The 14,876-nt window shown below is 74.4% G+C and carries 14 protein-coding genes; 3 read left to right on the top strand and 11 right to left on the bottom strand.

From position 1 onward, the window contains the following. Position 1: 1 nt before the first annotated feature. Both OG767_RS09085 and OG767_RS09080 read right to left on the bottom strand, forming a co-directional pair. A complete protein-coding gene (locus OG767_RS09085) occupies positions 2 to 1,183 on the bottom strand; it encodes an acetoin utilization protein AcuC (RefSeq protein WP_405092998.1) in 1,182 nt (393 codons plus the stop codon). A 47-nt stretch (positions 1,184 to 1,230) separates the two neighbouring features. Further along, positions 1,231 to 2,088, bottom strand: a complete 858-nt coding sequence (locus OG767_RS09080; protein WP_405092997.1) for a sulfurtransferase — start codon at positions 2,086 to 2,088, stop codon at positions 1,231 to 1,233. 133 nt (positions 2,089 to 2,221) lie between these two features. On the opposite strand from OG767_RS09080, the gene OG767_RS09075 reads away from it, so the two are divergent. Then, the gene (locus OG767_RS09075) at positions 2,222 to 2,920 is read left to right on the top strand and encodes a metal-dependent transcriptional regulator (protein ID WP_405092996.1); all 699 of its coding nucleotides are present in this window, start codon (positions 2,222 to 2,224) and stop codon (positions 2,918 to 2,920) included. 37 nt (positions 2,921 to 2,957) lie between these two features. Here the strand turns inward: OG767_RS09075 and OG767_RS09070 are convergent, their stop codons facing one another. The 4 genes from OG767_RS09070 to OG767_RS09055 all read right to left on the bottom strand — a co-directional run bounded on the left by OG767_RS09070 (position 2,958) and on the right by OG767_RS09055 (position 5,513). Further along, positions 2,958 to 3,509, bottom strand: coding sequence for a hypothetical protein (locus OG767_RS09070; RefSeq protein ID WP_405092995.1), 552 nt, complete (start codon positions 3,507 to 3,509; stop codon positions 2,958 to 2,960). Between the two features lie 86 nt (positions 3,510 to 3,595). Beyond that, positions 3,596 to 3,829, bottom strand: coding sequence for a DUF5522 domain-containing protein (locus OG767_RS09065; RefSeq protein ID WP_405092994.1), 234 nt, complete (start codon positions 3,827 to 3,829; stop codon positions 3,596 to 3,598). Positions 3,830 to 3,897: 68 nt separating this feature from the next. Then, positions 3,898 to 4,875 (bottom strand): asparaginase, encoded by a 978-nt coding sequence (locus OG767_RS09060; protein WP_405092993.1) that lies wholly within the window; start codon positions 4,873 to 4,875, stop codon positions 3,898 to 3,900. Then, positions 4,872 to 5,513, bottom strand: a complete 642-nt coding sequence (locus OG767_RS09055; RefSeq protein WP_405092992.1) for a class I SAM-dependent DNA methyltransferase — start codon at positions 5,511 to 5,513, stop codon at positions 4,872 to 4,874. Before OG767_RS09055 ends, OG767_RS09060 begins: the two co-directional genes overlap by 4 nt. A 239-nt stretch (positions 5,514 to 5,752) precedes the next feature. Between OG767_RS09055 and OG767_RS09050 the strand changes: the two genes are divergently transcribed. Next, positions 5,753 to 6,286, top strand: a complete 534-nt coding sequence (locus OG767_RS09050) for a hypothetical protein (RefSeq protein WP_405092991.1) — start codon at positions 5,753 to 5,755, stop codon at positions 6,284 to 6,286. A gap of 13 nt (positions 6,287 to 6,299) precedes the next feature. On the opposite strand, the gene OG767_RS09045 is transcribed toward OG767_RS09050, so the two are convergent. The 4 genes from OG767_RS09045 to nrdR all read right to left on the bottom strand — a co-directional run bounded on the left by OG767_RS09045 (position 6,300) and on the right by nrdR (position 11,632). Next, complete coding sequence (locus tag OG767_RS09045) at positions 6,300 to 7,052, bottom strand: nucleotidyltransferase domain-containing protein (protein ID WP_405092990.1); 753 nt, start codon at positions 7,050 to 7,052, stop codon at positions 6,300 to 6,302. Continuing rightward, complete coding sequence (locus OG767_RS09040) at positions 7,049 to 7,996, bottom strand: DUF2332 domain-containing protein (protein WP_405092989.1); 948 nt, start codon at positions 7,994 to 7,996, stop codon at positions 7,049 to 7,051. The genes OG767_RS09045 and OG767_RS09040 overlap by 4 nt, the downstream gene beginning before the upstream one ends. A gap of 208 nt (positions 7,997 to 8,204) precedes the next feature. Continuing rightward, positions 8,205 to 11,069 (bottom strand): vitamin B12-dependent ribonucleotide reductase, encoded by a 2,865-nt coding sequence (locus OG767_RS09035; RefSeq protein WP_405092988.1) that lies wholly within the window; start codon positions 11,067 to 11,069, stop codon positions 8,205 to 8,207. A gap of 62 nt (positions 11,070 to 11,131) precedes the next feature. Beyond that, the gene (nrdR, locus tag OG767_RS09030; protein WP_107159129.1) at positions 11,132 to 11,632 is read right to left on the bottom strand and encodes a transcriptional regulator NrdR; all 501 of its coding nucleotides are present in this window, start codon (positions 11,630 to 11,632) and stop codon (positions 11,132 to 11,134) included. 465 nt (positions 11,633 to 12,097) lie between these two features. On the opposite strand from nrdR, the gene lexA reads away from it, so the two are divergent. Further along, positions 12,098 to 12,880, top strand: coding sequence for a transcriptional repressor LexA (gene lexA, locus OG767_RS09025; RefSeq protein ID WP_405092987.1), 783 nt, complete (start codon positions 12,098 to 12,100; stop codon positions 12,878 to 12,880). A gap of 75 nt (positions 12,881 to 12,955) precedes the next feature. Here lexA and OG767_RS09020 read toward each other — a convergent pair whose 3' ends face one another. Continuing rightward, on the bottom strand, positions 12,956 to 14,836 hold the full coding sequence (locus OG767_RS09020) for a hypothetical protein (RefSeq protein WP_405092986.1): 1,881 nt from the start codon (positions 14,834 to 14,836) through the stop codon (positions 12,956 to 12,958). Between the last annotated feature and the right edge of the window lie 40 nt (positions 14,837 to 14,876).

Genomic DNA, 14,876 nt, shown 5'->3' with positions numbered 1-14,876 from the left:
CTCAGTCGCGCGGATCGTGCGGGTCGAGCCCGAGCAGCGGGAAGACGGCCTTGCGGGTGGCCGCGACCGCCCGGTCCACCGCGTTCGGCTCGCCGCTGGGCTGCCATGGCTGGTACTCCGGATCGACGTCGTCGGTCATCCGCAGCGGGATGTCGTGCCCGGGCCGCCGGCGCGCGGCCAACTCCCGCCAGCCCGGCGGGGTGAGCGTGGCCGGGTCCAGCGGCTCACCGGTGGCCACCGCGAGCAGGTGCGTCCAGGCCCGGGGCACCACCTCGACCAGCGCGTACCCGCCGCCGCCGGTGGCCACCCAGCGGCCCTCGCACAGCTCGTCGGCGAGCGCCCGCAACGCCCGGTAGGTGGCCCGCTGCCCGTCCACGGACAGGTGCAGGTCGGCCAGCGGGTCGGCCCGGTGCCCGTCCGCCCCGCACTGGGTGACGAGCACCTGCGGCCGGAACGCGCGCAGCACCGACGGCACCACCGCGTGGAACGCGCGCTGCCAGCCGGCGTCGCCGACCCCCGGCGGCAACGGCACGTTGACCGCGCTGCCCTCCGCGCCGGGCCCGCCGGTCTCGTCCGGGAAACCGGTGCCGGGGAAGAGCGCCAGCGGGGTCTCGTGCAGGCTGACCGTGAGCACCCGCGGGTCCCGGTAGAAGATCTCCTGCACCCCGTCGCCGTGGTGCACGTCCACGTCGACGTACGCGATCCGCTCCGCGCCCAGGTCGAGCAGGCGGGCGATGGCCACCGCCGGATCGTTGTAGACGCAGAAGCCGGCCGCCCGGGCCGGCATGGCGTGGTGCAGGCCGCCGGCCACGTTCACCGCGCGCCGCGCCTCGCCCCGCCAGACCGCCTCGGCGGCGGCCACGGTGGCGCCGGCGATCAGCGCGCTCGACTCGTGCATCCCGTCGAAGACCGGATTGTCCGAGGTGCCGAGCCCGAAGCCGGCGAAGAGCGGGTCACGCGGCGCGGCCCGGACCGCGTCCAGATAGGCCGGATCGTGCACCCGGGTGAGGAGCGCGTCGTCGGCCGGCTCCGGCCTGACCAGGCACACGCCCGGCCGGTCGAGCACGCCCAGCTCGCGGGCGAGCGCCATGGTCAGCTCGACGCGGACCGGGTCGAGGGGGTGGTCCCCCATGTCGTAGGCGAGGAGGGCGGAGTCCCACACCACCACCGTGTCGTCGGCCATGCGGCCATCGTCGCACGTGAGCGCGGACACGCCCACCAACTGCGCACTCACCGACCGGTGGCGCCACCGGTCGCCACCGGACGGTCCGGGTCGGCCACCCAGCCGCTCCACGAGCCCACGTACAGCGCCGCGTCCGGCCGGCCAGCCAGGTGCAGCGCCAGCACCGTCTGCGCGGCGGTCACCCCGGAGCCGCAGTACGCCCCGACCGGCGCGTCCCCGCGCACCCCCGCCTCGGCGAACCGCGCGCGCAGCGTCTCCGCGGCCGGGAACCGGCCCTGGGTCACGTACTCCGGGGCGGGCAGGTTCACCGCGCCCGGAACGTGCCCGGCGACCGGATCAACCGGCTCGTTCTCGCCCCGGTAGCGCGGCGCGGCCCGCACGTCGAGCAGCACCGCGTCCTCGGCGGCGGCGAGCCGGGCGGCCTGTCCGGCGTCGAGCACCGGCATCGCGCCCGGGGTGACGGTCACGTCGCCGGGCGTGGGCTCGGGCGTCGCGGTGTCCACCGGCAGGCCGGCGGCGACCCAGGCCGGGAAGCCGCCGTGCAGCACCCGCACCGGCCGGTGCCCCGCCCAGCGCAGCGTCCACCAGGCCCGGGCGGCGGACATCCCGTCGCCGCCGTCGTACACCACCACGGGGTGACCGGCGCGGACGCCGGCCGCCCGCAGCGCGGCCTGCAACGCGGCGGGGTCGGGCAGCGGGTGCCGCCCGGCGGCGCCCGGACGCCCGCACAGCTCGGTGTCCAGGTCGACGAAGACGGCGCCGGGCAGGTGGCCGGCGGCGTGGTCGTCGCGGCCGGGCGGGCCGGTCAGCCGCCAGCGGACGTCGAGCAGGACGGGCGGGTCGGCGCGGTCGAGTTCGGCGGCGAGCCGGTCCGGCTCGACCAGCAACTCTGCGGTTCCGGACATGCGACCCAGTCAACACCATTCGGCGGCGATCCGACCGGGACCGCCCGCCCCTGGCGGGGGGCCGGTCGTGGTGTTGGCAGCTCAGGGGCGGCTCGTGAGACACTGGAGATTCCGGTTCGTTCCTCGCTTACGGGTGATAAAGATAAACGCTCACTCACTGGTCGATACGACCGAAATGTACCTGCGCACCATCCTCGAGCTGGAGGAAGAGGGTGTGCCGCCGCTGCGCGCCCGCATCGCCGAGCGGCTGCGGCAGAGCGGCCCGACCGTCAGCCAGACCGTCGCCCGGATGGAGCGCGACGGCCTGCTCACCGTCGAGGGCGACCGGCACCTGACCCTCACCGCGCTGGGCCGCGGCACCGCGGTCTCGGTGATGCGCAAGCACCGGCTGGCCGAGCTGCTGCTGGTCAACGTGATCGGGATGCCCTACGAGGAGGCCCACGAGGAGGCCTGCCGCTGGGAGCACGTGATGAGCGACGCGGTGGAGAAGCGGGTCTACGACCTGCTCAACCGCCCGACCCGGTCGCCGTACGGCAACCCGATCCCGGGGCTGGAGGAGCTGGGCGACCCCGGCCAGACGCCGGCCGAGACCGTCGAGAGCGAGCGGAACCTGGCCTTCCCGGGCCTGTCCGGCTCGGTGGTGGTGCGGCGGATCTGCGAGAGCGTGCAGACCGACGCGGACGTGCTCCGGCAGTTGCACGCGGCGGGCGTCGACCCGGGCGCGACCGTCACCGTGGCGCAGGAGCGTGACGGTGTCTCCATCGACCGTTCCGGCGACCGGGTGCGGCTGCCCCGCGAGGTGGCCTCCCGCGTCTTCGTCGCGGCCCGCTGACCGGCCGGACCACGGCCCGCCGACCGGCCCGGCGGGCTCACAACTGCCGGGTGTCGATCACCTTGGCCAGCGCGACCAGCTTTCCGGTCGCCTGCGCCACCTCCGCCGCGGCGGTCCCCTCGGGGCTGGTCCAGCGCAGGCTGGCGAGCCGGTCCTCGGTGGCCAGCCAGCCCACCTCGGCGGCCGGGCCGCTGTGCGCGGTCCTCGGCAGCGTCCGCCGGTAAGCGATCTTGCCGAGCTTGGTGACCTTCGTCGCCCCTCGGGGCTGCACGTCGGCGGTGAACGTCGCCGCGTCGATCGACGTGTCCGTCACCGCGAGCGTCAACTCCGGCAGCACCGCGCCCTGGGCACGGACCACGCAGGTGTGCGTGTCGCCCTGGTCGGTGGCGGCGGCCACGTCGAACGTGCCGCCGGTGTGCTCGGCGATCACCCCGAAGTCGAGCAGCCGGCACGCCCCGCCGGAGGAGGCGGCGGCGACCTCGGCCGCCGGTGGCGGGGGCGCCGGCACGGCCACCGGGGACCTGTCGTCGGCGCAGCCGGCGGCGAGCAGGACGGCCGAGGCGGCCAGCCAGGTACTACGGGCGCGCACGGGAAGACCTCCGCGGTCGGCGGCGGGGCCGGCCCGCCGGAGTTCCGTCGGACACCGTACGGCGCGGACGACAGGGACGGAAGGCCCTAATCGGCCACGTACGGGCAGTGCCGGCATCCTCGCCCGCAGCACGTGCCCCGGCGGGCCAGGAAGCCGGCGCTGAGCACGAAGAGGCCGGTCTCCGGATCCGGGTAGCCGGCCTCCCCGGCGGCCAGCGCGGCGGCGTGCGCCGTCAGGATCCGCGCCCGCCCCGGGTGCGCGAGCGGCAGCCGCGACGGGTGCGGCTCGGTCAACGGACGGTCCGCCAGCTCGTCACTCACCGCTGGAGTGTAAGGAGGGGCCCCCGGTTAACGTTTTCCGCATAGGCGGGGCCCCCGCTTAACACCCCTCAGCCGTGAAGCGCGAACGCCTCGGCGACGGCGCCGGAGTCCGAGCCGGCGGCGAGCAGCAGCCGCAGCAGCACCTTCGCCTTGTACGGGTGGAGCAGCCCGCCGTCGACCAGCCCGCGCCGCCGCAGGTCCCGCTCCGAGCCGACCGCGCCGTAGGTGTCCCGCAGCACCGATCCGGCCCCGGTGCGCGAGGTCAGCACCACCGGCATCCGTCCGGCCAGCGCGCCCAGCGCCGGGGCGAACGCCGGCGGCACGTGCCCCACCCCGAACCCGGCCACCACCAGCCCGTCCCGACCGGCGGCGAGCGCGTCGAGCAGCGCCACGTCGTCGTCCAGCGTGACCGTGTGCAGCGCCACCCGGACGGCGGCCAGCCGGTCGCGGCCCACCGCCGGCAGCGGCGCGTGCCGGGGCGGCCGGGTGAGCACGCGTACCCGCCCCTCGATCACGTGCCCGAGCGGCCCGGCGTCCGGCGAGGCGAACGTGGCCGTACCGGTGCTGTGGGTCTTGCGGACGAACCGCGCGGCGTGGATCTCGTCGTTCATCGCGACCAGCACGCCGAGGTCCCGCGCGGCCGGCGCGGCGGCGGCCCGGACCGCCGCGAGCAGGTTCGCCGGCCCGTCCGGGCCGGCCAGCGTCGGGTTGCGCATCGCGCCGGTGAACACCAGCGGCGCGGCGCGCGACCAGACCAGGTCGGCCAGGAACGCGGTCTCCTCCAGCGTGTCGGTGCCCTGGGTGACCACCACGCCGGTCGCCCCGCCGTCGACCGCCGCGGCCGCCGCGTCCACCAGGTCGAGGATCTGCCGGTACGCGAGCGCGGCGCTGGGCACCGCCTCGACGTCGCGCACGTCGAGCGGGATGTCGGCGAGCCCGGGTACGGCGGCGGTGAGGTCGGCGCCGGTGAGCCGGGTGACCACTCCCCCGGCGCCGGCGCCGGCCATCGCGATGGTCCCGCCGAGGGTGAACAGCGCGACGCTCATCCGCCGGCCCGCCGCGCGAGCAGGAACGCCTGGGGCTGGCGCTCCGCGCCGACCGGCGCCCGGAGCAGCGTGGCGGTCACCGCGAGCCCCGCGGCGGTGAGCTGCGCGGCCAGGCGTTCCGGCGGCAGCCAGTGCACGTCGTACGCGACCGCGTGCCCGTAGGCCTGGGCCCGCCGGTCGACCCGGTCGCCGGCCTTCACCGCGAGCAGCAGGTGGCCGCCCGGGACGAGCGCCCGGTGGAAGCCGGCGAAGACCTCGGGCAGCAGCTCCGGCGGAAGGTGGATGATCGAGTACCAGGCGACGAGCCCGGCCAGGGACGCGTCGGTCGCCACCGGTTCCGTCATCGAGCCGACGTCGAAGCGCAGCTCCGGGTGGGTGCGGCGGGCCACCGCCACCATGCCGGGCGACAGGTCGACGCCGGCCACGTCGAGACCGAGGCGGCGCAGGTGGGCGGTGACCCGGCCGGTGCCGCAGCCGACCTCCAGCACCGGTCGACCCGGCCCCACCGTCTCGGCGAACGCGGTCAGCACGGCCCGGTCCAGCGGCGGCTCCACCACGTCCGGCAGCAGCCGCGCGTAGTCCTCGGCGACGGTGTCGTAGGCGTCCCGGGTCTCGCTGAGCCAACGCGGTTCGACCACCCCGCGACCCTACCGGCCCGCTCCGCCCCACCCCATCCCTCCACCCCCACGCTCACTTTCCCGGAAAGCGTGGCCATTCGGGCCCGGATGACCACGCTTTCCGCGAAACAGGGCGGACGGGTGGGTGGGGTGGGTGGGTGGGTGGTGGGTGGGTGGTCGGGATGTGGGCGGGTGTGGACCGCGAGATCCGGGGGTGGCGTGGCGCTGTTACCGTCGCCGCGACCGTCCAAGGAGGACAGATGACGAGATCGGCCGCGGCGATCGTGGTTACCGGCGCGCTGCTGGCCGTCGCCGGCTGCGGCACCGACGAGACGGCGACGCCTGACGAACTGCGCGACCCCTGCGCGCTGCTCCCGGCCGACCTGCTGACCCGGCTCGCGCCGGGCGCATCGCCCAGCGCCTCGGCGAACCTCGGTGACCGCAGCGGCTCCCGGGAGTGCGCGGTCGACCTGACCAGTGGCACCGCCATGCGCGGCGACCTGGCCGTCACCGTGGCCGTCGACGCCGAGGGCATGTACGACGACCGGTGGCGGCGGGACCGGTGCGCCCGGATCGGGAGCGACCTGACCGGCGACGGGCCGGGCGACAACTCCTGCGTGGCGGTGCGCCCGTGGGACGGCGGGGAGACCCGGTTCGACGGCTGGGCCTGGCGGGGTGACAGGTACGAGGTGCGCGTCGCGTACCAGGTGGTCGAGCCGAAGACGCTGCCGGCCGGCGCGGAGGCCGACCTGCGCGGGGTGCTCGCCGCCGGGGTCGACTCGCTGCCGAGCTAATCTGGGTCGGCGGTCAGCCGTCGCTCGGGTCGGCCGGCCGGTCCGGTTCCCGTCGGGCCGTGGCGACGGTCCGGCGAGCGTCCGACCAGGCGATGAGCGCGGTACGGAGCCGGGGTGAGGTGACCCGCTCGCCCCGGCGGCGGGCCCCCACCTGGTCGACCAGCCAGGACGGCGCGGCGACGGCGGGAATCGCCGTGCTCTTGCCGATCAGGTCGCCGTGCCGCAGCGCGTGCCGTCCCCGGGCCATCGAGGTGAGCCCGAGGTCGGCGAGGTCGGGGTCCAGCCACAACCAGGGCCGGCGGGCCGCCCAGGCCCAGTAGCCGGTCAGTTCGGCGCGGGCCGCGGCGCGCACGTCGTCGTCGGTCATGGGTGGCAGCACCGCGTCCGGTGGCCGGCCGAGGAGGGCGTGGCCGTGCCGGACCAGTTCGGCCCGGGTGATGCCGGAGAGGATCCGCTGGACGAGTTGCCCGTGCGTCCAGGTGGGATGGCGTGCCCCGAGGTCGCGGACGGCGGCGGCCTCGACGTAGACGCAGCCCAGGTTCAACCCGGCGGCGGGGCCGGCGTCGAACCGGCGGTGCAGGGCGGCCAGCTCGTCCTGCCGGGTCGCGTCGACCGGTCCGTCCGCGACCGCGACCAGGTCCAGGTCGCTGACGCCGGGTCGGTGGTCACCGGTCGCGAGCGACCCGGCCACCAGCAGGTCGGAAACCCAGCCGAGCGCCGCCACCTCCCGCGCGAACGCGTCGACGGCGGCCGGACGCGCGATCACGGCCGGACCGGGCCGAACCAGGTGGCCGCCTGCCCGTGGCCCCGCGTCCAGGCCAGCGGTCGGCCGTCGAGCGCGAGCAGGTTGTGGAAGCCGCCGTCCGGCGGGTCGGGGACGCCCGCCCGCGGCAGCACGGTCGGGTCCTCGTTGGCGAGCCAGTGCCCGGGCAGCGTCCGGACCAGCTCGGTGAAGGCCGTCCGGCGGGCCGGCGGCACCTGGTAGAGCACCGAACTGTGGAAGATCACCAGCGTCGCGCCGGCCGGGGCGCGGGCCGCCAGCGCCGGCAGGTCGTCGACCAGGTCACCGCGGACCAGCAGCGGTGGGTCGGCCCCGGCGACCGCCGCCGCCGCGCGCAGCCGTTGGCGCCGGTGCGTGTGTTCGGGCCAGATCAACGCGTCCAGCCAGGCCAGGTCCGACGGGTCGGTGACGTCGAGCGGGTTCATGTCGAGCCCGGCCCGCCACACCACCTCCGGCCGCCGGTCCGGCGGGGCGTCGCCGGTGAGCGTGCAGTCGAGCACCGGCTCGCCGTCGCCGATCCGTCGGTCGCCGTAGCGGTAGGCGTACCGGTCCGGGTAGAGGCACAGGCCGGCGGAGGCGCCCACCTCCAGCAGCGCCAGCGGCTGCGGCAACGCGGCGAGCACCGGCAGCAGCACCGCGCAGCGGCCGGCCTCGTTGGTCTGCGTGGCCCGGACCCGCATCTGCGCCGCGATCTCCGGCCAGTGCGCCAGCACGTGCCCGCGGAACGCCGCCGGGTCGTCCACCGGGCCGCCGCGCAACCGGACCACACCGAAGAGCAGGTTCGGCTGGCGCTTCGCCGGCGGCAACGTGTCGAGCATCGCGAGCAGTTCCGGGTCGCGCGCCACGGCCCGCGACAACCGTTCGTACGCCGGGGACACGTCGCGCGCCTCGCGGTCGGCGAACATCCGGTAGGTGTCGGCGGTACTCATCCCCCGAGCATCGCAGTTCGCCGCGAGCCCGGGGTCTGTGACGGTCCCCACTGCCTGGTGGGATCGGGTCGGGCGCCGGTGAGTCGTTTCCGCTCTCAGCTCGACAGGCGTCCCCGGCCATGTGCTCCCCGACCGCGCGGGCGGGCACGAACGCCGCGAGCGCGGCAGGGAACCCCCTGCCGCGCTCGCCGGACGTGCGGTGGAACTGTCAGCTGCAACCGCTGGTGGAGCCGCAGCCCTCGCAGACGTAGCAGCTACCGGCCGGGCGCATCTTGGTGCCGCAGGTGAAGCAGAGCGGCGCGTCCGCGGCCTTGCCGATCACGGCCTCCAGCAGTTCGGTGCTGGAGCCCACCGCCGGCGCCGGCTTGGCGGCGGCGACATTCGCCGTCTCCTGTGCCGGCTGGGCCACCGGGCCGATCTTCGGCTCGGGCGCCTCGACCGGGGCGGAGGCGGCCATCGCGGTGAGGTCCGCACCGCTCGCCTCCGCCTCCGCCTCGGCCCGGAGCTGGGCGGCCCGCTCCTTGGCGGTGAAGATGCCCAGCTCCGCGCGGCGCTCGTACGGCAGGAAGTCCAGCGCCAGGCGACGGAAGATGTAGTCCATCACCGAGGCGGCCATCCGCACGTCCGGGTCGTCGGTCATGCCGGCCGGCTCGAAGCGCATGTTGGTGAACTTGCTGACGTACGTCTCCAGCGGGACGCCGTACTGGAGACCGATGGAGATGGCCACCGAGAAGGCGTCCATCACGCCGGCCAGGGTCGAGCCCTGCTTCGACATCTTGAGGAAGACCTCGCCGAGGCCGTCGTCCGGGTAGGACGAGGCGGTGAGGTAGCCCTCGGCGCCGCCGACCGAGAACGAGACCGTCTGCGACGGGCGCTTCTTCGGCAGCCGCTTGCGCACCGGGCGGTACTCGACGACCTTCTCCACGACCTTCTCGGCCTCGGCCACCGGGGCCGGGGTCTCGGCGGCGCCCTTGTTCGGCTTGGCGACCGAGAGCGGCTGGCCCACCTTGCAGTTGTCCCGGTAGATCGCCAGTGCCTTCAGGCCGAGCTTCCAGCCCTCGAAGTAGATCTTCTCGACGTCCGCGACGGTGGCCTGCTCCGGCATGTTGACCGTCTTGGAGATGGCGCCGGAGATGAACGGCTGGACCGCCGCCATCATCCGCACGTGCCCCATCGGCGCGATGGACCGCTCGCCCATGGCGCAGTCGAAGACCGGGTAGTGCTCCGGCTTCAGGCCGGGGGCGTCCACCACGTGACCGTGGTCGGCGATGTGCTCGACGATCGCCTCGACCTGCTCCTCGGGGTAGCCGAGGCTGCGCAGGGCGCGCGGCACGGTCTGGTTGACGATCTGCATCGAGCCGCCGCCGACCAGCTTCTTGAACTTGACAAGCGCCAGGTCCGGCTCGACGCCGGTGGTGTCGCAGTCCATCATCAGGCCGATGGTGCCGGTCGGGGCGAGCACGCTGGCCTGCGAGTTGCGCCAGCCGTTCCGGTCGCCGAGCTTGTTGCCGAGCGTCCACTGCTTGGTCGCCTCGCGCTGCACGGCGGTGCCCACGGTGCCGGTCGGCCGGATGCTGTCGTTGGCGGCGGCGTGCTTGCGCATGACCCGCTTGTGCGGCTCGGCGTTGCGGGCGTAGCCGTCGTACGGGCCGACGATGCCGGCCAGCTCGGCGGAGCGGCGGTAGGCGGTGCCGGTCATCAACGAGGTGATCGCCGCGGACACCTCCCGTCCCTGCTCCGAGTCGTACGGCAGGCCGGAGGCCATCAGCAGGGCGCCCAGGTTGGCGTACCCGATGCCGAGCTGCCGGTAGGCGCGGGTGGTCTCGCCGATCTTCTCGGTCGGGAAGTCGGCGAAGCAGATCGAGATGTCCATCGCGGTGATGACGAACTCGACCGACCGGACGAACTTCTCCACCTCGAAGCCGCCGTCGGCGCGGAGGAACTTCATCAGGTTCAGCGAGGCCAGGTTGCACGAGGAGTTGTCCAGGTGCAGGTACTCCGAGCACGGGTTCGACGCGGTGATCCGCCCGGTCTCCGGGCAGGTGTGCCAGTCGTTGATGGTGTCGTCGTACTGCAGGCCCGGGTCGGCGCACTCCCAGGCGGCCTGGGAGATGGTGTGGAACAGCTTCTTGGCGTCGATCGTCTCGATGGTCTGCCCGTCGAGCCGGCCGCGCAGGTCGAAGCCGCCGCCGTTCTCCACCGCGGTCATGAACTCGTCGGAGACGCGGACCGAGTTGTTGGCGTTCTGGTACTGCACGCTGACGATGTCGGCGCCGCCCAGGTCCATGTCGAACCCGGCGTCCCGCAGCGCGCGGATCTTGTCCTCCTCGCGCGCCTTGGTCGCCACGAACTCCTCGATGTCCGGGTGGTCCACGTCGAGGATGACCATCTTGGCGGCCCGGCGGGTGGCGCCACCGGACTTGATGGTGCCGGCGGAGGCGTCCGCGCCGCGCATGAAGCTGACCGGACCGGAGGCGGTGCCGCCGGAGGAGAGCAGCTCCTTCGAGGACCGGATGCGGGAGAGGTTCACCCCGGCGCCCGAGCCGCCCTGGAAGATCCGCCCCTCCTCCTTGTACCAGTCGAGGATCGAGTCCATCGAGTCGTCGACGGCCAGGATGAAGCAGGCGCTGACCTGCTGCGGCGACGGCGTGCCGACGTTGAACCAGACCGGCGAGTTGAAGCTGAACACCTGGTGCAGCAGCATCCAGGTCAGCTCGTGCGCGAACACCTCGGCGTCGGCCGGGGAGGCGAAGTAGCCGTACTCCTCACCGGCGGTGCGGTAGGTGTCGACCACCCGGTCGATCAGCTGCTTGAGCGACCACTCCCGCCCCGGGGTCCCCACCGCGCCCCGGAAGTACTTCGTGGTCACGATGTTGGCCGCGTTGACCGACCAGGACTCGGGGAACTCCACCCCGCGCTGCTCGAAGTTGATCGAGCCGTCCCGCCAGTTCGTCATGACGACGTCGCGGCGCTCCCAGGCGACCTCGTCGTAGGGATGCACCCCCTCGGTCGTCCAGACGCGCTCGGTCTTCAGCCCCGCCCCGGCCTTGTTCCGTGACTTGCTGGTCGTCACGCCCTCGCCCCCTCGTCGGCACGGTCACCCGCGCCTGGTCGAACCTGTCAGAATCAGAGATGTCAGTTGATCGCGCCGGCGGTGTCGCCCGCCGGCGTGTCCGCGCCCCCCCGGGCGCGCGCGGCGGCCCGCAGCGTCTCGATCTCCCGCTCGAAGTCGGCGAGCGAGTCGAACGACCGGTAGACGCTGGCGAACCGCAGGTAGGCCACCTCGTCGAGGTCACGCAGCGGGCCGAGGATCGCCAGCCCCACGTCGTGGCTGGGAATCTCCGCCGCCCCCTTGGCGCGTACGGTCTCCTCGACCTTCTGTGCCAGCAGCGCGATCGAGTCGTCGTCGACCGGCCGGCCCTGGCACGCCTTGCGCACCCCACCGATGATCTTGGTGCGGCTGAACGGTTCGGTCACCCCGCTGCGCTTGACCACCGCGAGCACCGCCTCCTCGACGGTGGTGAACCGCTTGCCGCACTCCGGGCAGGACCGCCGCCGCCGGATGAGCTGGCCGTCGTCGGCCTCCCGCGAGTCGACGACCCGGGAGTCGGCGTGCCGGCAGTACGGACACCGCATCGCCCGACCTCCTTCATCGACCACGGGCACACCTACCGACTCCCGGGCACGCGTCGACCCGGCGGAGCCATCGTGGATGGCCGTCGCCGGATGTGCGGTGCGGGAGTGCGTTCGGTAGTGGAAACCCAACCTGTAGGCAACTTACGCCCATGTGACTACTACATCTAGGGGTTGACCGTATGCCGTCCCCCCAGTGAGGTCAAGTTGGTCGGCGTGTCCGGCGCGTCACCCGTCGAGGAGCCCAACGCCGACCCGGCACCCCCGGTCACGGGGCGTCGGGATGGAACACCCGTTCGAGTGCGGCGTACCATTTATCAGAACAAGCGTTCGGAAATCCAGGATTTCGGCGCGACACGCCGACAGCAGGTCGTACAGATGTTTGAAAATGGCCGATCTCACCTATACGGTCGGACCACACGCACCACGAGCCGACGAGGCACCCAGCGCCGACCAGGGAGGACGGACGTGACCGAGGACCGGGCCAGCCGGCAGAAGAACCCGCAGCCGATCGACGGGGCGGGGCCGCCGGCGACCCGCCGACCCCGCGCCGCGCGCAGTCGGGCCGCCCAGCCCGCCGTGCGTCCGGTCACACCGGTGGTCAGCGCCTTCCCCGACCCGGCCACGGTCGACCTCACCGCCCGGCAGCGCCGGATCCTGGAGTTCATCCGCACCTGGGTCGAGCGCCACGGCTACCCGCCGAGCGTCCGCGAGATCGGCGAGGCGGTCGGCCTGGTCTCCCCGTCCAGCGTCGCCTACCAGCTCAAGGAGCTGGAGAAGAAGGGCTTCCTGCGCCGCGACCCGAACCGGCCACGCGCGGTCGACGTCCGGGCCCCGAGCGACGTCGACGACGAGGCCGCCCGCGCGCAGCGTCCCGCCCCGGCGTACGTGCCGATGCTGGGCCGGATCGCCGCCGGTGGGCCGATCCTCGCCGAGCAGGCCGTGGAGGACATCTTCCCGCTGCCCCGCGAGCTGGTCGGTGAGGGCGAGGTCTTCATGCTCCAGGTCAAGGGCGACTCGATGCTCGACGCGGCGATCTGCGACGGCGACTGGGTGGTCGTCCGGCAGCAGCCCAACGCCGAGGCCGGCGACATCGTGGCGGCCATGCTCGACGGCGAGGCGACCGTGAAGACCTACCGGCGCCGCGACGGGCACGTCTGGCTGATGCCGCAGAACCCGGCCTTCGACCCGATCCCGGGCGACGACGCCACCATCATGGGCCGCGTGGTGGCGGTGCTGCGCCGGATCTGACCGGCCGACTGACGCACGAGGGGTGACCGGTGGCCGGTCACCCCTCGTTCGCGTCGTGCTCAGTAGCGGTCGTGCTCAGTAGCGGTCGCCCCGGGGCTCCCGGCCACCGGGGACCGGCCCGTACTGACCGCGCTCGCCGTAACCGTCGTCGCGGCGCCCGCCGCGCGGATCCCGGGGATCGCGCCGCGGCGGCTCGGCCCGGCCGCCGTCACCCCGCCGGCCACCACCGGGCTGCCCGCGGTGACCCGCGCCACCCGGACCGCCACCCCGGCCGGCCGGACGCGCACCACCCTGGCCGCCTCCCCCGCCGCCGTAGACGCCGCCGCCCGAACCGCCCCGCTCGCCGGTGCCACCGCCACCGCCCGCGCCGCCGCCGCCGTAGACGCCACCGCCCTGGGCACCGCCGCCGCCCTGCGGCCGGCCACCCTGGGGACGGCCCCCGCCCGACCGGCCGCCGCCGCCCGGGGAAGCGCCACCGCCCGGCCGGCCGCCGCCCGGGGAGGCACCGCCGCCCTGGGGAACGCCGCCGCCCTGCGGGCCGCCGCCGCCCTGGGGGACGCCGACCTGGCCACGGCCGCCGCCCGGCGCAGCGCCGCCGCTCGGGGGCCGACCGCTGCCCTGGGCACCGCCGCCGTACACGGCGCCGCCCTGGGGGCGGCCCCCGCCGTACACTCCGCCGGCCGGGCGCTCCCCGGCCGCGGCGCCGCCGTAGACGCCACCGCCCTGTGCGCCGCCGTAGACCCCGCCGCGTGGTGGTGCGTCCGGCCGGTTGCCGGGCGCGAAGCCGCCGTTCACCGGGAACTCGTCGCTGCGCTCGGACTCGTCGGCCGGCGCGACGGGCGCCGGCTTGCGCCGGGCCCGCAGGATGCCGAAGACGCCGGCGCCGACCAGCAGCGCACCGAGCACCCCGACCGCGGCGATCAGGTACGTGATCTCGTCGAGCGACAGCCCTTCCAGCCAGGACTTCTCGGCGGCCGGCCGGGTCTCGACCTTGCCGCCGTTGGGCAACGCCTCCACACCGGTGGTGGCCGGCGTGTAGCCGAGGATGTCGATCGGGTCGGTCGGGTCGAGCGAGCCGCCGTCGGAGACGGTGACGAACGACTTGCCGTCGGAGGTGTAGGAGATCGCCTCGCCGAACGGGTCGACCAACGGCGTGACCCGCGGCTTACCGCTGGTCAACGCCTTGAGGATGTCGCCGCCGGCCACGTCGAACTCGAACGCGTCGGCGTACGTGCGCAGCACGACCCTGGCGCCGTCCGGCGAGCGGGCGGCGCCGGTGACCAGCGCCCGCCCCGGCGAGCCGAGCTTGTTCTCGGTGTTGGTCTTCGGCAGCGTGACCTCGCCGACCTTCTTCATCGGGATCGGCTCGGGGTCGCCGCCGGCCTTCAGCTTCGCGGTCGGCGTGAAGACCTCCGACTTGCCGGAGAGCTCCTTCGTGATCACCAGCGGCAGGTTGTCGTCGCCGACCAGCAGCGCCTCGGCGTCGTGCGGCTCCTTGCCCGGGTAGGCGAGCCGGTGCAGCACCGGATCCTTCGACCCGGACACCGGCATCGTCCAGACCGCGACGCGTTCCCGCCGGGTCTTCTTCTCGATGTTGTCGCCGGTGTCGGCGACCCAGAGCGTCTTGCGGTCCGGCCCGAGCGCCAGATCCTCGGTGTCGAGCGGGCCGTCCCCGGAGTATCGGATCTCCTTGTCGACCTTGCACTTGGCGTCCAGGTAGAAGACGCGCTTGCGACTCGGGTCGTCGGAGCCGTCGTTGATGACGACGTACCCGTTGCCGGTGGCGACCAGGCCGGACAGCTCGCGGAGCCGGTCGTCGGCGACCGTGCACTTCTTCTTGGGAGCCGCGGCCAGCACCGGGGCCGCGGCGGGGGCCGCCGTGGCCGGCCCGGCCGGCGCCACGACCGCGCCGACCAGGCCGAGCGCGAGCGTGACCGAGGAGACAACGTGCCGCATGGCGCTCAGTGTCGCACGAGCCGGGTTTCGGGCGGGTGAC

It is taken from the genome of Micromonospora sp. NBC_01392, from assembly GCF_045040125.1.
Classification (GTDB): Bacteria; Actinomycetota; Actinomycetes; order Mycobacteriales; family Micromonosporaceae; genus Micromonospora.
Note: the sequence above shows the minus strand (reverse complement) of the source record. Positions and strands in the feature narration are given on the sequence as shown.